Here is an 18,417-nt window from a genome sequence, read left to right on the forward strand (position 1 = left end):
CTGTTTCCGTCAGCGGTGAGATCCCATGCGCCAGCCTCTCGTCCTCGCGGCTCTTGCCGCTGTCCTGCTCAGCGGCACGGCCATGGCCGAGCCGCTCTTCAACCGGATCGCCACTTTCTCCGTGCCGCAGAACCTGCCGGCCGATCGCGATCCCAAGAAGAAGACCGTCTCCGAGATCATCGCCGCCAATGGCGACGGCACGCTGCTGGCCTACACCGACGCGGAGCAGAAGGCGCTGGGCATCATCGACATCGCCGACCCCGCCAATCCCAGGCCTGCCGGTTTCGTGCCGCTCGAAGGCGAGACCACCTCGGTCACCATCCTCGGCGACAAGGCTTTCGTCGCGGTCGTCACCTCCGGCGACAATTTCAAGGAGCCGGCCGGCCATCTCGCCACCGTCGACCTCAAGACGAAGCAGGTCGTCGCCAAATGCGATCTCGGCGGCCAGCCGGACTCGGTCACGCTGACCAAGGACAAGGGCAAGATCGTCATCGCCATCGAGAACGAGCGTGACGAGAAGCTCAACAAGGGCGCCCTGCCGCAGCTCCCGGCCGGCAACCTCACCCTGATCGGCATCAAGGATGGCACCATCGACTGCGCCACCCGCCAGGTCGTCGACATGACCGGCATCGCCGCCGTCGAGCCGACCGATCCCGAGCCGGAATTCGTCGACGTCAACCAGGACGGGCTCGTCGTGGTGACGCTGCAGGAGAACAACCACCTCGTCATCGTCGATTCGAAGACCGGCAAGGTCGTGACGCATTTCTCAGCCGGCTCGGTCGATCTCAAGAACATCGACAAGACCCGCGACGGCAAGATCAGCCCGACCGAGGAGCTGAAGGGCGTCGCCCGCGAGCCCGACGCCGTGCGCTGGCTCGACAATGACCGCTTCGTTACCGCCAACGAGGGTGACTGGAAGGGCGGCTCGCGCGGCTTTACCATCTTCCGCAAGGACGGCACGGTCGAGTTCGATTCCGGCTCCGATGTCGATCACATCGCCATGCGCCTGGGCCATTATCCCGAGAAGCGCTCGGCCGCGAAGGGCAGCGAGCCCGAGGGCATCGAGGTCGCGACCTATGGCCAAGATCGCCTGATCTTCGTCGGGCTGGAGCGCGCCTCACTGGTGCTGGTCTACAAGGACGAGGGTGCCGGCAAGGCGCCGCGCTTCCTGCAGGCGCTCCCGACCGGCATCGGCCCGGAAGGCCTGCTCGCCATCCCGCAGCGCGATCTCTTCGTCTCGGCTTCCGAGACCGATATCGGCGAGAAGGGCGGCGCGCGTTCGTCGGTGATGATCTATCGCCGCGCCGAGCAGGCCGCCGCCTATCCGACGATCCAGTCCGGCGACGAGAACGGCCTGCCGATCGGCTGGGGCGCCTTGTCTGGTCTCGCGGCCGATCGTACTGCTCCGGGCAAGCTCTTCGCGATCACCGACAGCGCCTATACGCCCTCGCGCCTCCTTCAGATCGACGCGACGCAGAAACCCGCGAAGATCACGGGCGCGCTCACCGTGACCAAGGACGGCAAGCCGGCCTCCTACGATCTCGAGGGCATTGCGACCCGCGAGGGCGGCGGCTTCTGGCTGGCCTCCGAGGGCAATCCCGAGAAGAAGGACGCGGTGCTCGACGATATCCTGCTGCGCGTCTCGGCCAAGGGCGAGGTCGAGGAGGAGATTCGCCTGCCGGAGGCGCTCGCCAAGCACGCGGTCCGCTTCGGCTTCGAGGGCGTGGCTGTGACGGGTACGGGTGCGGACGAGACCGTCTGGCTCGCCGTCCAGCGCGAATGGAAGGACGATCCCAAGGGCAAGGCCAAGATCCTCTCCTACAAGCCGGCGAGCAAGGAATGGGGCGTGCTGCACTATCCGCTGTCGCAGCCGGCCGCGGGCTTCTGGATGGGCCTCTCCGAGCTGGTCTCCCTCGGCGACGACCGCTTCGCCGTGATCGAGCGCGATAACGGCTTCGGCGCCAAGGCGGTGAAGACGCTCCAGACCTTCTCGGTCAAGGGCCTGAAGCCGGCAGCGATCGGTGCGGCGGAGATCCCGACGGTGACCAAGACCCTGCTGCGCGATCTGACGCCCGACCTGATGAAGGCCGGCGGCTACGGCCTCGACAAGGTCGAAGGCATGACGGTGGACAAGGCCGGCAATCTCTTCGTCGTCACCGACAATGATGGCGTCGACGATTCCTCCGGCGAGACCCAGTTCTTCGCCTTCGGTCCGCTGCCGCGCTGAGAGCGGCAAAAGAAAAGCCCCGGATGCGGGTCGCATCCGGGGCAAGGCGCCTGGCTATGTTGACTGGAGAGCCAGGTGGGAGGAGCGGTTACCAGCCGGCGAGGACGGCGCCCTTGAAGCGCTCGGCGACAAAGGCCTTGATCTCGGGCGAGTGGTAGCTTTCGACCAGCGTCTTGACCCAGGGCTTGTCCTTGTCGGCGCTGCGCACGGCGATCAGGTTGACATAGGGGCCCTTGGCGTCCTCGCGCAGGATCGCCGAGGCCGGATCGATCTTGGCATCGACGGCATAGTTGGTGTTGATCGCGGCGGCCGCGACATCGGCGAGGGAACGCGGGGTCTGCGCGGCCTCGATCTCGATGATCTTGAGCTTCTTCGGGTTGCCGACGATATCGGCCGGGCTCGGCTTGAAGCCGACGCCGTCCTTCAGCTTGATCACGCCCTTGTCCTGCAGCAGCAAGAGCGAGCGGCCGCCATTGGTCGGGTCGTTCTGGATCGCGACGGTCGAGCCGTCAGGCACCTGCGACCAGTCCTTGTACTTGGCCGAGTAGATGCCGAGCGGGAAGTTCACGGTCAGGCCGACGCTCTCGATCTTGAAGCCGCGATCCTTCACCTGATTGTCGAGATAGGGCTGGTTCTGGAAGGAGTTAGCCTCCAGCTCGCCGGCGTCGAGCGCCTGGTTCGGCACGACATAGTCGGAGAACTCGATGATCTTGAGGTCGATGCCTTTCTTGGCGAGGACGGGCTTCACCTTCTCCAGGATCTCGGCATGCGGGCCGGGCGAGACGCCGATGCGCACCACCTGGTTCTGCTGGGCAAGCGCCGGGACGGCGGCGAGGGTGAGAGCGAAGCCGGCGAGGAGCGCGGCGCGGCGGTTGAGGAGGGTCGTCATGATGTCGTTTCCTTCAGTCTGATAGGGATAAACTGGAAGCGTCAGGCGTGGCGCAGGCGCTTGTTGAGATGACGGGCGAGCCGGTCGCCGATGCTCTGGACGAGCTGGACGAGGACGATGAGCACGGCGACGACCGCTGCCATCACGTCCGGCATGAAGCGCTGGTAGCCGTAGCGGATGCCGAGATCGCCGAGCCCGCCGCCGCCGACCGCGCCGACCATGGCCGAGAAGCCGATGAGGCTGACCAGAGCCAGCGTCAGGCCGAGCACGATCGCCGGCAGGGCCTCGGGCACCAGCACCTTTCTGATGATCTGGACGGGCGTGGCACCCATGGCGCGTGCGGCCTCGACCAGCCCCTGATCGACCTCGCGCACGGCGCCTTCGATCAACCTGGCGATGAACGGCGTCGCCGCGACGGTCAGCGGGACGATCGCAGCGACGGTGCCGATCGAGGTGCCGGCGATCAGGCGGGTGAACGGAATGATTGCGACGACCAGGATGATGAAGGGCGTCGAGCGCGTGGCGTTGACCAGCGTGCCGAGCAGAAGGTTGGCGGCCGGCGCCGCGAACAATTCGCCGCGCTTGCTGGTGGCGAGGAAGACGCCGAGCGGCAGGCCGAAGAGCGTGCCGAGCCCGGCCGCGACCGCGACCATGGCGAGCGTGTCCAGCGTCGACTGAGCGATGAGGCGAATAATTTCAGGAGACATGGCCGATTACCTCCGCCTTGAGCCCGAGGCTCTTCAGGGCGCCGAGCACGGCGTCGCTCTCCGGCGCACGCGAGGGCACCGAGACCAGCAGGCTGCCGAAGGGCTGGCCGGCGATGGCGTCGATCCGCCCGGCCAGGATGTTGACGTCGACACCGACGATGGCGCTGAGCCGGCTGATCACCGGCGCCGTTGCGTTCTCGCCGAGGAAGGTGATGCGCAGCACGATATTGTCGCCGGCGCGCGCCTCCTTGCGGATGCGATGGGCGAGATGTTCGGGCAATTCGACGCCGGTCACCGTCTCGACGAAGCTCGCCGTCGTCGGGTGCTGCGGGTTGGTGAAGACTTCGAAGGTCTCGCCCTGCTCGACGATGCGCCCGCCCTCGATCACCGCGACGCGGTCGCAGATCTCCTTGATCACCGGAATCTCGTGGGTGATCAGCAGGATGGTGATGCCGAGCTCGCGATTGACCTGCTTGAGGAGGGCGAGGATCGAGCGCGTCGTCTCGGGGTCGAGAGCCGAGGTCGCCTCGTCGCAGAGCAGCACCTTCGGATCGGTGGCGAGCGCGCGCGCTATGCCGACGCGCTGCTTCTGCCCGCCCGAGAGCTCGGCCGGATAGCGCGCGCTCTTGTCGGATAGGCCAACCAGCGCGAGCAGCCGCTCGACCTTGGCGGCGATCTCGGCCTTGCTTGCGCCGGCGATCTCCAGCGGCAGCGCGACATTGTCGAAGACCGTGCGCGACGAGAGCAGGTTGAAATGCTGGAAGATCATGCCGATCCGGCGGCGCTGCTGGCGCCAGCCGGATTCGGTGAGGCCGGTGACATCCTGGCCTTCGATCAGGATGCGCCCTTCGGTGGCGCGCTCCAGCCCGTTGACGAGGCGGATCAGCGTCGACTTGCCGGCGCCCGAGCGGCCGATCACGCCGAGGATGGTGCCGGCGGGCACGTCGAGATCGATCCCGGCGAGCGCGCTGACCGGCTGTTGGCCGCGGCGGCCCGGATAGGTCTTGCCGACCCGCTCGAAGCGGATGGCTGGATCAGGCAATGATAGGGGCAAGGCAACGGAAGTCGCGCCGGCACTGAGCGTGCCGGGTCTGACGGGGGCGTTCATCATGTCCTCAGAAATGCGTGTGGCAGGACCAGTGGGCGATGCCGAGCTGCTCGATGGTCACGTCATGGACCGAGCGGCGCTGGTCGTCCGCGGCTGCGGCGTCGAGCGGGTCGAAGCTGGCGGGAACGGCCTGGGCGAACCAGTTCGCGAGACCGTTCCAGAGGGTGGAGAGAAGCTGCATCGCCGCCTCACGAAGCCAGCAGCAGCGGCGCGCGCCGCTGCGAGCGGGAGAGCCGGCGCGCGGCGGTCTCGGCGGCGCCGGGCGTCGCGAAACGCTGGCCATCCAGCGTCCGGAAGGCGGCGGAGGCCGAGACGAAGGTGAAGTCGCGCTCGTCGGCGCGGCGGCTCACCAGCCCGATCTGGGCCTCGCCGAGCTCGATGACATAGGCTTGCTGCGCCGGGCGGGCCCGGGCGGGAAGAGACTGAATCTGGGACATGGAACTGCCTTCTGCCGCCCATGCGGCATGCGTCGGAACGAACGGATGGGAAGGACCTCTCGGCCTTGCGATCTCAGCGTCGACAGCGGCAGGACATCAGGCGGAAGCGGGTCTGGCTTCGGCTCGTTTTCGCAATGGTCATGTCAGTCTCCTCGATCTGGAGCCCACGACCCAGTCGTGGCGCTTTAGCGTTTGGTGACGCGGCGCAAGCTGCTGCTCAAATCTCCGCGGCTCCCCGATTGCTCCGGGAACACCTGCAATTTGATCGGGATCGTCCTCTTTGTCAACCGGATCGTTCTTTTAAAGAAACTAAACGGCAGAGAATAATTTTCTCCGTGCGCTGTTTGCGCCTCGCCAAGGATGCGGCAATGCGCAGCTTGACGAAGCCGGGCAAGCGGCGCCATTTGCGCCTATGCAGGCTCGCGCCGCCCTTCTCGACCGTCTTCGCCGCTCCGGGCTCGGGGCCTGGCTGGCGATGGCCTATGCGCTGTGCGTCATGGCCTTGGCGCTTGCACCAGCCCCGGCCATGGCCGCGTTCGGCGGTTCGGACGGCGTCGTGCTCTGCTCCGGCGAGCCGGTTCCTGACGATGGCCAGTCGGTTCCGATCGGCGATCTCACCCATTGCAAGGGCTGCCCGCTCAATCCGGTCCTCGCCGGTCCGCCAGTCGAGGCCGTGCCCGCGCCGGGGCGGTTTGCCGCACGTCTGGTGTCGCCTGCGCCCCTGGCCGAGGGCTTGCCGCATCGTTTCGCAGCCGGGCTCGCGCAGTCGCGCGCGCCGCCTGCCGGCTGAAACCTCCGCCTGCCCATCCGCATCCAATTCCAGCCTGTCCGCTCTGTCATGAGCGGGGGCAATCGCTCACGAGGCTGCGCCAGCGGCCTCATCCGTTCGGGATATCCATCATGAAGCTTTCCTACTCGCTCGCCGCCGCGGCTCTCCTGCTCTCGGCCGGCTTCGCCACCGCCCATGAATTCAAGGCCGGGCCGCTCAAGATCGGCCATCCCTGGTCGCGCGCCACGCCGGCCGGCGCCAAGGTCGGCGGCGGCTATCTCTCGATCGAGAATACCGGCACGACGGCCGACCGGCTGGTTTCGGTCTCCGTTCCCTTCGCGGCCCGTTCTGAAATCCACGAGATGGCGGTGAAGGACGGCGTCATGACGATGCGGCCGCTGGATCAGGGCATCGAACTGCCGGCTGGCAAGAAGGTCGAGTTCAAGCCTGGCGGCTACCACATCATGTTCATGGAGCTGAAGCAGCAGCTCAAGCAGGGCGAGATGATGAAGGGCACGCTGACCTTCGAGAAGGCCGGGGCCGTCGATGTCGAGTTCAAGGTCGACTCGATCGCCGCCAAGGGCAGCGAAGGCGAGCACAAGGGGCACTGAGTCCCAAGCGGCGACCTTCCCTTCTCCCCTTGCGGGAGAAGGTGGCCCGAAGGGCCGGATGAGGGGTCGCACAGGCCGGAAACGGCGGCGGTGAACGGCTAAAGCAGTTTCGAGCGAAGTGGACGCCGGTTCGCGTGAAGAAAATGCGACAAAACAACGACCTGGAGCAATTCCGCGATTCGGAGAATTGCGGAACTGCTCTAGCGGCGAATGTCGCGAGACCCCTCACCCCAACCCTCTCCCGCAAGGGGAGAGGGGGTAAGTGGCGCCCTCACAGCTTCGCGCGCGGGTCGTGCTTCGCGATGCGCGCCAGCAGGTAGTCCACCTCGGCCTTCGCGGCGGCGCTGAGGACCGAGCCGGGCTTGCGCTGCGCGTCGTGGCTGAGGATGCCGCGCTTCATCATCGTGTACTTGCGCACGGCGAGGCCGACGCCCTGCTGCTGCTCGTAGCGCATCAGCGGCAGATGCGCATCGAAGATGTCATGGGCCTCGTCGCGCTTGCCGGCCTTCTGCAGGCGGACCACGTCGATCAGCAGTTCCGGGAAGGCATAACCGGTGTTCGCGCCGTCGGCGCCGCGCTCCATCTCGAAATCGAGGAAGAGCCCGCCATTGCCGGTCACGATCGAGATCGGGCGCAGCGAGCCTTCCTTCTGGAACTTGCGCAGCGTCGAGATCTTCTCAAGGCCCGGCCAGTCCTCGTGCTTCAGCATCACGCAGGACGGGTTGTCCATGACGATCTTGCGGATCACCGCAGGCGTCATCACCACCGAGAGCGTCAGCGGATAGTCCTGGATGACGAAGGGGATGTCGGCGCCGATCGCCTCGACCGCCTGCGCATAATAGCCGGTGATCTGGTCGTCGGTGCGCAATGACGGCGGCGGGGCGATCATCACGCCGCCGGCGCCGAGATCCATTACCTGCCGGGCGAGCGAGCGCATCGCGGCGAAGCCGGGCGCCGAGACGCCGACGATGATCGGCTTGCCGCCCATCCGGGCGACGCAGCGCTTGACCAGCTCGACCGATTCCTCGGGCTCCAGCTTGGGCGCCTCGCCCATGATGCCGAGCACGGTGACGCCGTCCGAGCCGATGTCGTGGTAAAACTGAAACAGCCGGTCGGCCGAGGCCCAGTCGATGCTGCCGTCAGGATTGAACGGGGTCGGCGCGATCGGGAAGACGCCGGAAGCGTCGGGGGTGAGGCGCATGATGCTGTCCTTGTCCTGCGATCTGGTCAGGCGATGCGGGTGCGGACGGTGCCGACGCCGGCGATCACGCCTTCGAGCACGTCGCCCTTGTTCACGGCGGCGACGCCTTCCGGCGTACCCGTGAAAATCAGGTCGCCCGGCTTCAGTTCGACGAGGCCGGAGAGATAGGCGATCGTCTCCTCGACATTCCAGATCTGCTTGGCGAGGTCGGAGGTCTGGCGCACGACGCCGTTGACGGTGAGCTCGATCTTGCCGGCGCTGGGATGGCCGGCATGGCTCGCCGGCACGATCTCGCCGATCGGCCCGGAGAGATCGAAGCCCTTGGCCATGTCCCAGGGGCGACCGGCCTTCTTGGCGGCGGCCTGCAGGTCGCGGCGGGTCATGTCGAGCCCGGCGGCGTAGCCATAGACATGGGCCAGCGCCGCGGCTTCGGGAATGTCCTTGCCGCCGGTGCCGATCGCGACGACGAGCTCCATCTCGTGATGGAGGTCGCTGGTCTTGGTCGGATAGGGCATGTCGGCGCCGTTGATCACCAGTGCGTCGGCCGGCTTGGTGAAGAAGAACGGATCCTCTCGGTCGGGATCATGGCCCATCTCGCGGGCATGTTCGGCGTAGTTGCGGCCGACGCAGAAGATGCGCCGCACCGGGAAGGAGCCGCCGCCTGCGACCGGAACGGCCGTCACGGCCGGCGGGTCGATCACATAGTTGCTCATCCTGCTGCTCCCTCGATCGTTTACTGCGCCGTTCATGGGCGAGAGGCGCCCGGACCGCAAGCGACTTGCGTCGGCGGCGGGCCTGCGCGGGAGGCATTGCGGCATGCTTTTCGCAGGCGCGGAACGGGTTGTGCGGCGCGTCGTTGCAAGCGGGACGATTTGCTCCTTACACTGCCCTGCCGGGGGAACCGGCGAGCCTATGGAAGGAATGGCATGTGAGTACGGGAACCGTGAAATGGTTCAACGAGACCAAGGGCTATGGCTTCATCACCCCGGATGGCGGCGGCAATGATGTCTTCGTTCACATCAGCGCGGTGACCCGCGCCGGTCTGCGCGGCCTGAACGAGGGGCAGAAGGTCAGCTATGATCTCGAGCCGGACCGGAAGACCGGGAAGAACTCGGCTGTGAACCTGCAGACGACCTGAGCGTTTTCAGGCGTTCTACGGGAAGGCGATGGCGGCGCCTGTCCCGAGCCTAGGGCGGATCGCGTTCGGTCCTGGTCGGATCGGCGCGGGTTCAAGGCATACCCGTCGCCGCAGGCGGCGGTGAGGGAGGGTGCGCCCTCTCAGGGCCGGCCCGGCGCCGGATGGAACAGCCGGCCTCTCTCCACGATCAGCACGACGACGAGCGCCGCGATGCCGCAGAGCGCGAAGCCCAGCGTCAGGGGCACCACCGTGCCGTTGAAATGCTGGCCGATATAGAAGCCGAGCAGCGCACCGATCACCGTGGTGACGAAGCCCTGCACCGAGGAGGCCGTGCCGGCGACATGGCCGAGCGGTTCCATCGCCATCGCCCCGAAATTCGGGCCGATCAGCCCGAAGCAGAACATCGCGGCGCCCTGCAGGATCGCGAAGGTCCAGAGCGATTCATGGCCGGCGAGCGCCACCAGCGCATGGAGGCTGGTCAGCGCGATATAGCCCAGCAAGGCGCCATGCGAGACGCGGCGCATGCCGAGCCTGCCGACGATGCGCGAGTTCAGCAGCGAGGACGCCGCCATGAACATCGCGATCAGCGCGAAGATCGTGGTGAACAGCTCCGGCGCATGGAAGACGTCGACGAAGACCTGCTGCGCCGAGTTGATGAAGCCGAACAAGCCGCCGAGCACGAAGGCCATGGCCAGCATGTAGCCGACGCCAATGCGGCTGGTCAGCGTCGTGCGGAAGGAGGCGAGCACGCTCGCCGGCTCGATCGGCTTGCGGTCTTCCGGATGCTGGGTTTCAGGCAGCTTCAGGAGCACCCAGAGCATCACGACGGCGCCGAAGCTGGTCAGCACGCCGAAGATCCAGCGCCAGGGCGCGACCCAGAGGATCGCCTGGCCGATCGAGGGCGCCAGGATCGGCACGGCCAGGAAGACGATCATGGCGAGCGACATGACGCGCGCCATCTCGCGGCCGGAATAGCAGTCGCGCACGATCGAGACGACCAGCACGCGGGTGGCGGCCGCGCCGATGCCTTGCACCACGCGCGCTGCCATCATCGCCTCGAAGGAGCCCGAGAAGGCGGCGACGATGCTGGCCAGGACGTAGATGGAGAGGCCGACGAGCAGGACGGGGCGCCGGCCGTAGCGATCCGAGATCGTGCCGTAGAAGATCTGCGAGACGCCGAAGCCGAGCAGATAGGCGGTGATGATCCATTGCCGCTGGTTGGCCTCGACGATGCCGAGCGCCTCGGCCATCTGCGGCAGGGCCGGCAGCATCGAATCGATGGCGAGCGCGTTCGTCGCCATCAGCGCGGCGGTCAGGCCGACGAAGGGGTAGAAGCCCATGCCGTGGCGCGGCCGGGCAATGGCGGACATGTCGTTCATGGCGATCGCGAAGTTTGCTGCGAGACCCGGCGGCTGCGGTCATCCGGCAGCGGCGGGCCAAATTCTGCCCGCAGCATTAGCCCTGCCCGCGGCGCGCGGCAACCGGTCCAGCCGGCCATGCGCCATGCGCCGGGCGCGTTTCCGGCGCAGGACGGCAGATTCACGCCTGCTTCTGCATCGCAGCCATCAGCGCATCGTCGATCTCGGCGGCGCGGCGGGCCGCGGGGCGCGCGGAGATGCGGGCGCCATAGGCCTCGAAGGCCGGCCGCTTCTCGATCGTCCCGAACTGCATCCCCCACAGGACCTGCGAACCAACATAGACGTCGGCGGCGCTGAAGCGGTCGCCGGTCAGGTAGTCGCTGCGGGTCACCGCGTATTCGAGCGTGTTCATCGCATCGGCATAGGTGCCGTAGCCGATGGAGCGCGCCCGGTCCGGCGGCACTTCCAGGCCGAAGGCCTTGTGGCTGACGGCGGCCTCGACCGGGCCGGCGGCGAAGAACATCCAGCGATAATACGGGCCGCGCAAACGGCTACCCGGCTCCGGTACGAGCCCAGCCTGGGGGAACGCATCGGCCATATAGGCGCAGATCGCGGCGCATTCGGTGACGACGGTGTCGCCATGAACCAGCGCCGGCACCTTGCCCATCGGATTGATCGCCTTGTAGGCGGCGCCTTTCATCGGCTCGCCGAAGCCGACGATCTCGGCCCGGTAGGGTTGGCCGATCTCTTCCATCATCCAGCGCGCGATGCGCCCGCGCGACATCGGGTTTGTGTAGAGCACGAGTTCGTCTGCCATCGTCTTGCGCCTCCGTGATGGGTCGGGGAGGCCCTCATCCTGGGGCATCAGCGTGATCCTGTCAGGAGCCGCCGCCTGACGCAGCTGGCCCAAGCTGCTATCGTCACCGCGAAACAGGACGGCGATATGGACGAATCACGCGTGGCGCGCAGCGTATCCGTCAGCGACGGGCGGATGGCGATCGAGGGGTCGTCGACCCGTTATGTGCAGGATGCGGCGCGGCGCTTCCGGCTGTCGGCCTCGGGGCTGCGCTTCGTCGGCGGCTTCGAGAGGCGCGATGGCCGGCTGGAGGAAAGCCGACGCTTCCTCGCCGAGGCGGTGGTCGTCGATGGCGGCTTGCGGCGCGCGGGTTTCGAGGGCGAGGCCGGCCCGATCGGCCTGACCCTGCGCCCGCTGTCGCAGGCCGGCGAGCAGCCGCGCCTGCTGCTGATGCTCGGTTATCGTGATGGGGACGACGGGCCGCTGCCTTTCGCCGAGGCTTTCCTGGCGCCGGCCGTGTTCGAGGCGCTCAAGGCCGACCTGCTCTCCGGGCTGGCACAGGAGCTTTCGCTCAGCGCCACGACGAGCCTCTGGATCCGCGAGGAGGATCGCGGGCGCCCGAATGGTGGGCCGCTCGACTGGTATCTCGGCCTCGATGCCGATGGCCGCTCGCCCCAGCCCGCGCGCGGCTTCATCGAGACCATCGAATGGCGGCCACGCCCGCTTCCGGTGGCGGTCGAGGCTGCGCCGGCACCTGAGGCCATCCATGAGACCGAGGAAGACTGGCCGGAAACCACCGCCGAACAGCTGGGCAAGCTCAACTGGAGCTTCCGTCTGCTCCTGCTGATGCTGGCCTTCATGCTGATCATCGTCGCGATGAAATAGGGTCGGGCTCCGATCTGACGCTCGCTCGCAATTGCCATGAACAGCACCCTTTGTCATTCCGGGGCGCGCCGCAGGCGCGAACCCGGAACCCACGACTGGGCGAGACGCCAGATATCCGTTTTCAAGACGGTGCGCCCGGTCGTGGGTTCCGGGCTCTTCGCTGCGCGAAGCCCCGGAATGACAAAGGGGCTGGCCAGGACCAGGCTGGTAACCGCCTAAGTCTCGTGGCGGCGGATGCGGCGGATCATCTCGTTCAGCGCCAGCAGGACCAGCGCCAGGATGAAGGGCAGGACGTAGTAGACCACGCGGAAGATCAGCAGCGCACCCAGCACCTGCTCATAGGGAAAGCGGTTGAGCGCGACCAGCATCGTCGCCTCGAACACGCCGAGCCCGCCGGGCGCATGGCTGGCGATACCGATCAGGCAGGCGAAGATATAGGCGGCGAGGAAGGTCGGGTATTCCAGGCCGTAGCCGCCGGGCAGCAGCACGAAGAGCACGGCGGCAGCGGCGCAGACCTCGCAGGCGCCGAGCGCCATCTGGCCAAGCGTCGTGCCGAGGCCGGGCAGATGCAGGTTCCAGCCGCGCACGCGGATCGTGCGCTCGTCGGTTGCGATCCAGGTGAGATAGCCGAGGATGCCGAGGCCCACGAGCCCGCCGACGATCTGGACGACGAGCGGGGAGGTCCGTGCCAGCATCGCGACCTGATCGGAGGCGTAGATCAGGCTGGCGCAGAGAATGGCGCCGAGCCCGAGCCAGAAGGTGATGCCGGCGATCACGGTCAGGCTCGCGACCTCGGACGCTCTGACGCCCTTCGGCGAATAGATCCAGTAACGTACCGTGCCGCCGGTCACGATCGGGAAGCCCAGCGTGAACGAGACCGAATAGCTGGTGAAGGAACCGAGCGCCGTGGTGCGGTATGGGATCGAGAGGCCGAGCCGGCGTAATGCCAGCGCATCGTAGCCGGTGAGCAGCAGGTAGCTCAGCGCGGTGAAGGCGACGGCGAGGCCGAGCTGGCGCAGGCTGGCCTTCTCGAAGGCGCCGGCGAGCTGTCCGGGCTCCATTCCGCTGATGATGTGCCAGAGCACGACCAGCGAGGCGCTGAAGATGACGATGCTGGCCAGCGGGCCGAGCCACCACCAGCGGCTGCGCTTGCGCAGGGGCAAACCTGGCTCATGCGGGCCGAACGACATGGGCTCTCAGGGTTGCGCACCGCTGCGGAAACGCGGCGGCGCGGTGGCGGGCAGAGCTCGGATGAACTCCGCCCGACAGATAACGCCTCGGCGGCAATGCACAAGCCGCCGCGGCGAATAGGCCGCATGAGGGAACCCGGCTACCGGCGCGGCGCCTCAGGCCGTCTTGCGGAAGATGCGCAGCGTCTTGAAGCCCTCGACCTCCTCGACCGGCATCGCCTTCATCCAGTCCGGGATCAGCCGCTCCGCCACGTCATAGGCGTAGGAGCCCCTGTAGAACAGGATATAGCCGCCCTTGTCGGTCTGCTGCGTGAAGAGATCCATCACCTCGCGGTCGGTCAGCGCGCCATAGGCATCGTTGGCCTCGCCGCGGAACTCGCCGCTATGGAACAGCGTCACGACGTCGAAGCGCGGCAGCAGGCGGGCATTGCTGGTGTAGATGTCGCCGAAATAGGCGCTGTAGGTCTTGGTGACGTTCGGGTTGTCGGTCGCGAGCTTGATGAAGGACTCGTATTCCTGCGGCGAGGCGGTGATGCCCAGCACCGTGTTGTCGAGATGCGGCTCGGCGCAACGCAGCCCGACATAGTGATGCCCGCCGGTGCCGAAATGATAGATGCGCTTGCCGCTGAGCTTCTCCTGCTCCAGCCATTCGACGAAATGCACGTCGCAGGGGCACTGCTCGATCTCGAGGCCCCAGAACGCATCCCAGATATTCATCTTCACGGTGTTTCTCCTCTCTGAAGTTTGTTTTCCGATGGCGAGGCCGCTCAGAGGGCTTCGCTGGTCGCGGCGATGCGAGGCTCCGTGAAGCCCTCGCGCTCGACGATTTCGGCCACGCCCCTGATCCGGCGCAGCATGATCCGGTGGCTGGCGCTTTCCGCCAGGCCGGGACTCTGGCCGAAGGCGATGATGATCGCGCGCGGCAGGGCGGCGCGCAGTTCGGTCAGGATCTCCAGCGCCGCATCGCTTTCCAGCGCGCTCGTCGCCTCGTCGAGCAGGACGATCGCGGGGTCGGCCAGCTCGGTCCGGGCAAGCGCGAGCCGCTGCCGCTCGGCCCGGGTCAGGCTCCTGTTCCAGTCCTCCTCGCCGTCGAGCCGCGCGGTCAGGGTCGAGAGCCCGTAGCGGCGCAAGGTCGCGGCGATTTCCGGCGCGGGACGCGGCCGGTCGCCCTGCAGGAGATGCCGCAGGCCGATCCCCGGCAATTGCAGATGCTGGGGCACGGTGGCGACCCGCGCGCCGTGCGGCAGCACGATCCGGCCTTCGCCCTGCTGCCAGAGCCCCGCGATGGCCTGCATCAGTGCGTTCTTGGCGAAACCGGCATCGCCGGCGACATGAAGCACCGCTCCGGCCGGCAGCACGAAGCCGATATCGGCCGCGAGCGCATGCCCGGCGACGTCATGCAGCGTCACCGCCTCCAGCCGCAGGCTGTCATGCGGGCCATCCTCGACGGTGAGGCCCTGCGCCGGCGGCTCCTGCTCGACCTCTTCCAGCGCATCGGCCAATTCGTTGACGCGCCTTGCGGCGGCCAGCCATTCGGCGATGCGCATGAAATTGTCGAAGAGCCAGTTGCAGGCGTTCTGCACGGCGACGAAGGCGGCGGCGACCTGCACGACGCCGCCCAGCGTCATCTCGCCGGCGAGATATTTGGGAGCGGCCAGCAAGAGCGGCACGATCGGCACCAGCGCGCTGCTGCCATTGGTGATCCAGGTCAGGCGCGCCCGCTGCTTGATCACGGAGAGCCAGCGCAGCACCAGCACGCCATGGCTCTGCGCCACGGCCTGGCGCTCGCCGGTCTCGGTGCGGGCGAGCGCGATCGCCTCGCCATGGTCGCGGATGCGCATCAGCGCGAAGCGCAGGCCCGCCTCGCTCTCCGTGCGCTGGGCGATGAGGCCGGCGAGGTGCCGTCCCACGGCCGTCACCAGCAGGGTGACGATGACGGCATAGAGGATCGCGGCGAGCACGAGATAGGCGGGAATGGTGATCTCGCTCTCGCCCCAGCTCAGGCTCAGGCTGCCGCCGATTTCCCAGAGAATCTCGATGAACATCACGATGGTGATGACGGAGGAGAGCAGGCCCATCGCGAAATCGACGATCGGCTCGGTCGCCCAGCGGACATCGTCCGCGATCCGGTATTCGGGGTTGGCCGGCTCCTTGCCGGAGAGGCTCAGCCGGAAGAAGCGCCGGTCGCCGACCCAGCCATCGACCAGCTTGGCTGTCAGCCAGCGCCGCCAGTGAACCTGGAAGGTTTCGCGCGATTTCAGGATGAGGACGCCGAGCCCTGCGACCACCAGCACGATCACCGGGAATACCGCCATGGCGACGAGCGCGCTGTGGCCGTCCTTGCGTTCCAGCGCGTCGAAGAACCAGCCGTTCCAGCGGTTGACGGTGACATTGGCGAAAACGGTGAGGATGACGCCGGCCGCCAGCAGCAGCGTCCAGAGCCAGGCGCAGCGCGCCGTCTCGCCGCGCCAGAAATCACGGGTCAAACGCGCGAATCGCAGCGCGACCTGGCGATCTCCAGGCACGGCCGATCTCGCGCCTGTCGTCTCGTCGGGCGTCAGCACGGTTGCGAATGGTCCCCCAGGGCCGGTTTTCCGGTCTCCTCTGGCTCGAACCTGATCGGACGAAAATGAACTCGACATGAACGGATCTGAACAGCGGTTTTGCCAAGGGCGACCGCGCGCGTGCACCCTTCGTTCAGATGGGTGCCTGAGCCGGACAATCCGTCCGGCTCAGGCAGTATGATAGGCGTCAGCCGCCGATGTTGAAGGCGGCGAGCGCGGCCATATTGACGATGTCGGAATCCTTCGCGCCGAGCGGCACGATCTGGATCGGCTTGTCGAGGCCGACGATCAGCGGGCCGATCACGGTCGCGCCGCCGAGTTCCTGCAGCAGCTTGGTCGAGATCGAGGCCGAGTGGAAGGCCGGCATCACCAGCACGTTCGCCGGCCCCGAGAGACGGCAGAACGGGTACTGGCTCATCACCTCGCGATTGAGCGCGACGTCCGCGGCCATCTCGCCGTCATACTCGAAATCGACGCGCTGGCCGTCGAGCAGCGCCACCGCCTCGCGCACCTTCTCCGAGCGCTCGCCGGCCGGATGGCCGAAGCTCGAGAAGGCGAGCATCGCGACGCGCGGCTCGTAGCCGAGCCTGCGGCCGACGCCGGCCGCCTCGATGGCGATTTCCGAAAGCTGCCGCGCCGTCGGCATCTCGGTGATCGCGGTGTCCGCCACCAGCACGGTCCGGTCGCGCGAGATCACGATCGAAACGCCGATCACGCGATGGCCCGGCTTCTCGTCGATGACGCGGCGGACCTCCTCCAGCGCGATCGAGTAGTTGCGGGTCACGCCGGTGACCATTGCGTCGGCATCGCCCAGCGCCACCATCGCCGCGGCGAAATGGTTGCGGTCCTGGTTGATCAGGCGCTGGCAGTCGCGGAACAGATAGCCCTGCCGCTGCAGCCGCTCGTAGAGATATTGCGCATAGGCGCTGTTGCGGTGGGAGAGCCGGGCGTTCTGGACCGAGATGCCCTTGGCTTCGAGATCGACGCCGAGGAAGGTCGCGGCTTCGGTGATGCGGTCCTCGCGGCCGACCAGGATGGCCTGGCCGAGCCCCTGCGCCACGAAGGAGGCGGCGGCGCGGATGACCTGCTCCTCCTCGCCCTCGGCGAAGACGACGCGCTTGGGATAGCGCCGGACGCGCTCGAAGATGCGGTTCAGCGTGCCGGCGATCGGGTCGCGCCGTGCCGAGAGCTGCGCCTTGTAGGCGGCGGTATCGACGATCGGCTTGCCGGCGACGCCGGTATCCATCGCGGCCTTGGCGACCGCCATCGGCACGACATGGATCAGGCGCGGATCGAACGGCACCGGGATGATGTAGTCCTTGCCGTAGCGCGGGCGAGAGCCCTGATAGGCGGCGGCGACCTCGTCAGGCACGTCCTCGCGCGCCAGCATCGCCAGCGACTCCGCCGCGGCGATCTTCATCTCCATGTTGATCGTGGTGGCGCGCACGTCGAGCGCGCCGCGGAAGATGAAGGGGAAGCCCAGCACGTTGTTGACCTGGTTCGGATAGTCCGAACGGCCGGTCGCCATGATCGCGTCGTCGCGGATGGCATGGACCTCTTCCGGCGTGATCTCCGGATCGGGATTGGCCATGGCGAAGATGATCGGGTTCGGCGCCATCGAGGCGACCATCTCCGGCGTCACCGCGCCCTTCTGCGACAGGCCGAAGAAGGCATCGGCCCCATCGAGCGCCTGGGCCAGCGTGCGCCGGTCGGTGACCGCGGCATGGGCCGATTTCCACTGGTTCATGCCCTCGGTGCGGCCCTGGTAGATCACGCCCTTGGTGTCGCAGAGGATGACGTTGTCGGGCTTGAAGCCCATCGCCTTGAGCAGTTCGATGCAGGCGATGGCCGCCGCACCCGCGCCGTTGATGACGAGCCTGGTCGCCTTGATATCGCGTCCGGTGATGTCGAGCGCGTTGATCAGGCCGGCGGCGGCGATGATCGCGGTGCCGTGCTGGTCGTCATGGAAGACCGGGATGTCCATCAATTCGCGCAGGCGCTGCTCGATGATGAAGCATTCCGGCGCCTTGATGTCCTCGAGATTGATGCCGCCGAAGGACGGGCCGAGATAGCGCACGGCCTCGATGAACTTGTCCGGGTCCTCGGTGTCGACTTCGAGGTCGATCGAGTCGACATCGGCGAAGCGCTTGAACAGGACCGACTTGCCCTCCATCACCGGCTTCGAGGCGAGCGCGCCGAGATTGCCGAGGCCGAGGATGGCGGTGCCGTTGGTGATCACCGCGACGAGGTTCGAGCGCGTCGTGTAGTCATAGGCGCGCGACGGGTCTTCCGCGATCGCCAGGACGGGCACGGCGACGCCGGGCGAATAGGCCAGCGAGAGATCGCGCTGCGTCGCCATCGGCTTGGTCGGCACCACCTCCAGCTTGCCGGGCCGTCCCTGCGAGTGGAACAGCAGGGCCTCCTGGTCGGTGAAGGTCGGGCGGGCGCGCTTGGTCGTCGGACGGTCGTTCATCGAAGCGTCTTTTCTTGTGCGTTTCCTCGAGGGGAACCGAGCATAAGTCGGTGGCGCCTGAGAT

Annotated in this window: 18 protein-coding genes; 5 read left to right on the top strand and 13 right to left on the bottom strand. The window is 67.1% G+C overall.

Going from position 1 to position 18,417, the window contains the following annotated elements; all coding sequences use genetic code 11:
• Positions 1-25 precede the first annotated feature (25 nt).
• On the top strand, positions 26-2,227 hold the full coding sequence (locus tag ACODTJ_RS12895; RefSeq protein ID WP_454658861.1) for an esterase-like activity of phytase family protein: 2,202 nt from the start codon (positions 26-28) through the stop codon (positions 2,225-2,227).
• Positions 2,228-2,315: 88 nt separating this feature from the next.
• On the opposite strand, the gene ACODTJ_RS12900 is transcribed toward ACODTJ_RS12895, so the two are convergent.
• The 5 genes from ACODTJ_RS12900 to ACODTJ_RS12920 are packed head-to-tail and all read right to left on the bottom strand — an operon-like array spanning position 2,316 to position 5,368.
• Complete coding sequence (locus ACODTJ_RS12900; RefSeq protein WP_454658860.1) at positions 2,316-3,116, bottom strand: MetQ/NlpA family ABC transporter substrate-binding protein; 801 nt, start codon at positions 3,114-3,116, stop codon at positions 2,316-2,318.
• Positions 3,117-3,157: 41 nt separating this feature from the next.
• On the bottom strand, positions 3,158-3,823 hold the full coding sequence (locus ACODTJ_RS12905) for a methionine ABC transporter permease (RefSeq protein WP_454658859.1): 666 nt from the start codon (positions 3,821-3,823) through the stop codon (positions 3,158-3,160).
• Positions 3,813-4,931, bottom strand: coding sequence for a methionine ABC transporter ATP-binding protein (locus ACODTJ_RS12910; RefSeq protein WP_454658858.1), 1,119 nt, complete (start codon positions 4,929-4,931; stop codon positions 3,813-3,815). Before ACODTJ_RS12910 ends, ACODTJ_RS12905 begins: the two co-directional genes overlap by 11 nt.
• Positions 4,932-4,938: 7 nt before the next feature.
• Positions 4,939-5,112 carry a hypothetical protein gene (locus tag ACODTJ_RS12915; protein ID WP_454658857.1) on the bottom strand — a complete coding sequence of 58 codons (174 nt, stop codon included), beginning with the start codon at positions 5,110-5,112 and terminating at the stop codon, positions 4,939-4,941.
• A gap of 7 nt (positions 5,113-5,119) precedes the next feature.
• Positions 5,120-5,368 (bottom strand): hypothetical protein, encoded by a 249-nt coding sequence (locus tag ACODTJ_RS12920; protein WP_454658856.1) that lies wholly within the window; start codon positions 5,366-5,368, stop codon positions 5,120-5,122.
• A gap of 412 nt (positions 5,369-5,780) precedes the next feature.
• Here ACODTJ_RS12920 and ACODTJ_RS12925 point away from each other — a divergent pair, with 412 nt between their 5' ends.
• Positions 5,781-6,158: a hypothetical protein gene (locus ACODTJ_RS12925; protein WP_454658855.1), complete on the top strand. Its 378-nt coding sequence runs from the start codon at positions 5,781-5,783 to the stop codon at positions 6,156-6,158.
• 110 nt (positions 6,159-6,268) lie between these two features.
• Positions 6,269-6,748: a copper chaperone PCu(A)C gene (locus ACODTJ_RS12930; protein ID WP_454658854.1), complete on the top strand. Its 480-nt coding sequence runs from the start codon at positions 6,269-6,271 to the stop codon at positions 6,746-6,748.
• Between the two features lie 271 nt (positions 6,749-7,019).
• Here ACODTJ_RS12930 and ACODTJ_RS12935 read toward each other — a convergent pair whose 3' ends face one another.
• Positions 7,020-7,949, bottom strand: coding sequence for a dihydrodipicolinate synthase family protein (locus ACODTJ_RS12935; protein WP_454658853.1), 930 nt, complete (start codon positions 7,947-7,949; stop codon positions 7,020-7,022).
• A 26-nt stretch (positions 7,950-7,975) separates the two neighbouring features.
• Positions 7,976-8,662 (bottom strand): fumarylacetoacetate hydrolase family protein, encoded by a 687-nt coding sequence (locus ACODTJ_RS12940; protein WP_454658852.1) that lies wholly within the window; start codon positions 8,660-8,662, stop codon positions 7,976-7,978.
• Between the two features lie 215 nt (positions 8,663-8,877).
• Between ACODTJ_RS12940 and ACODTJ_RS12945 the strand changes: the two genes are divergently transcribed.
• On the top strand, positions 8,878-9,087 hold the full coding sequence (locus tag ACODTJ_RS12945) for a cold-shock protein (protein WP_454658851.1): 210 nt from the start codon (positions 8,878-8,880) through the stop codon (positions 9,085-9,087).
• Positions 9,088-9,227: 140 nt separating this feature from the next.
• Here the strand turns inward: ACODTJ_RS12945 and ACODTJ_RS12950 are convergent, their stop codons facing one another.
• Together ACODTJ_RS12950 and ACODTJ_RS12955 are read right to left on the bottom strand one after the other, a co-directional pair.
• Positions 9,228-10,466 (bottom strand): multidrug effflux MFS transporter, encoded by a 1,239-nt coding sequence (locus tag ACODTJ_RS12950; protein WP_454658850.1) that lies wholly within the window; start codon positions 10,464-10,466, stop codon positions 9,228-9,230.
• A 160-nt stretch (positions 10,467-10,626) separates the two neighbouring features.
• Complete coding sequence (locus ACODTJ_RS12955) at positions 10,627-11,262, bottom strand: glutathione S-transferase family protein (RefSeq protein ID WP_454658849.1); 636 nt, start codon at positions 11,260-11,262, stop codon at positions 10,627-10,629.
• A 126-nt stretch (positions 11,263-11,388) separates the two neighbouring features.
• On the opposite strand from ACODTJ_RS12955, the gene ACODTJ_RS12960 reads away from it, so the two are divergent.
• Complete coding sequence (locus tag ACODTJ_RS12960) at positions 11,389-12,126, top strand: hypothetical protein (protein WP_454658848.1); 738 nt, start codon at positions 11,389-11,391, stop codon at positions 12,124-12,126.
• A gap of 215 nt (positions 12,127-12,341) precedes the next feature.
• Here the strand turns inward: ACODTJ_RS12960 and ACODTJ_RS12965 are convergent, their stop codons facing one another.
• The 4 genes from ACODTJ_RS12965 to ACODTJ_RS12980 form a co-directional block, all read right to left on the bottom strand.
• The gene (locus ACODTJ_RS12965; protein ID WP_454658847.1) at positions 12,342-13,316 is read right to left on the bottom strand and encodes a lysylphosphatidylglycerol synthase domain-containing protein; all 975 of its coding nucleotides are present in this window, start codon (positions 13,314-13,316) and stop codon (positions 12,342-12,344) included.
• 156 nt (positions 13,317-13,472) lie between these two features.
• A complete protein-coding gene (locus ACODTJ_RS12970) occupies positions 13,473-14,039 on the bottom strand; it encodes a hypothetical protein (protein ID WP_454658846.1) in 567 nt (188 codons plus the stop codon).
• A 44-nt stretch (positions 14,040-14,083) separates the two neighbouring features.
• Positions 14,084-15,880, bottom strand: coding sequence for an ABC transporter ATP-binding protein/permease (locus ACODTJ_RS12975; RefSeq protein WP_488849013.1), 1,797 nt, complete (start codon positions 15,878-15,880; stop codon positions 14,084-14,086).
• A gap of 187 nt (positions 15,881-16,067) precedes the next feature.
• Positions 16,068-18,353 carry an NADP-dependent malic enzyme gene (locus tag ACODTJ_RS12980; protein WP_454658844.1) on the bottom strand — a complete coding sequence of 762 codons (2,286 nt, stop codon included), beginning with the start codon at positions 18,351-18,353 and terminating at the stop codon, positions 16,068-16,070.
• Positions 18,354-18,417: the final 64 nt, after the last annotated feature.

It is taken from the genome of Allobosea sp. FG18, assembly GCF_057809495.1.

What these genes read in the sequence shown, in the direction of transcription:
- ACODTJ_RS12895 (WP_454658861.1), top strand. Translation starts at nt 26, where the DNA reads ATGCGCCAGCCTCTCGTCCTCGCGGCTCTTGCCGCTGTCCTGCTCAGC.
- ACODTJ_RS12900 (WP_454658860.1), bottom strand. Translation starts at nt 3,116, where the DNA reads ATGACGACCCTCCTCAACCGCCGCGCCGCGCTCCTCGCCGGCTTCGCT.
- ACODTJ_RS12905 (WP_454658859.1), bottom strand. Translation starts at nt 3,823, where the DNA reads ATGTCTCCTGAAATTATTCGCCTCATCGCTCAGTCGACGCTGGACACG.
- ACODTJ_RS12910 (WP_454658858.1), bottom strand. Translation starts at nt 4,931, where the DNA reads ATGAACGCCCCCGTCAGACCCGGCACGCTCAGTGCCGGCGCGACTTCC.
- ACODTJ_RS12915 (WP_454658857.1), bottom strand. Translation starts at nt 5,112, where the DNA reads ATGCAGCTTCTCTCCACCCTCTGGAACGGTCTCGCGAACTGGTTCGCC.
- ACODTJ_RS12920 (WP_454658856.1), bottom strand. Translation starts at nt 5,368, where the DNA reads ATGTCCCAGATTCAGTCTCTTCCCGCCCGGGCCCGCCCGGCGCAGCAA.
- ACODTJ_RS12925 (WP_454658855.1), top strand. Translation starts at nt 5,781, where the DNA reads ATGCAGGCTCGCGCCGCCCTTCTCGACCGTCTTCGCCGCTCCGGGCTC.
- ACODTJ_RS12930 (WP_454658854.1), top strand. Translation starts at nt 6,269, where the DNA reads ATGAAGCTTTCCTACTCGCTCGCCGCCGCGGCTCTCCTGCTCTCGGCC.
- ACODTJ_RS12935 (WP_454658853.1), bottom strand. Translation starts at nt 7,949, where the DNA reads ATGCGCCTCACCCCCGACGCTTCCGGCGTCTTCCCGATCGCGCCGACC.
- ACODTJ_RS12940 (WP_454658852.1), bottom strand. Translation starts at nt 8,662, where the DNA reads ATGAGCAACTATGTGATCGACCCGCCGGCCGTGACGGCCGTTCCGGTC.
- ACODTJ_RS12950 (WP_454658850.1), bottom strand. Translation starts at nt 10,466, where the DNA reads ATGAACGACATGTCCGCCATTGCCCGGCCGCGCCACGGCATGGGCTTC.
- ACODTJ_RS12955 (WP_454658849.1), bottom strand. Translation starts at nt 11,262, where the DNA reads ATGGCAGACGAACTCGTGCTCTACACAAACCCGATGTCGCGCGGGCGC.
- ACODTJ_RS12960 (WP_454658848.1), top strand. Translation starts at nt 11,389, where the DNA reads ATGGACGAATCACGCGTGGCGCGCAGCGTATCCGTCAGCGACGGGCGG.
- ACODTJ_RS12965 (WP_454658847.1), bottom strand. Translation starts at nt 13,316, where the DNA reads ATGTCGTTCGGCCCGCATGAGCCAGGTTTGCCCCTGCGCAAGCGCAGC.
- ACODTJ_RS12980 (WP_454658844.1), bottom strand. Translation starts at nt 18,353, where the DNA reads ATGAACGACCGTCCGACGACCAAGCGCGCCCGCCCGACCTTCACCGAC.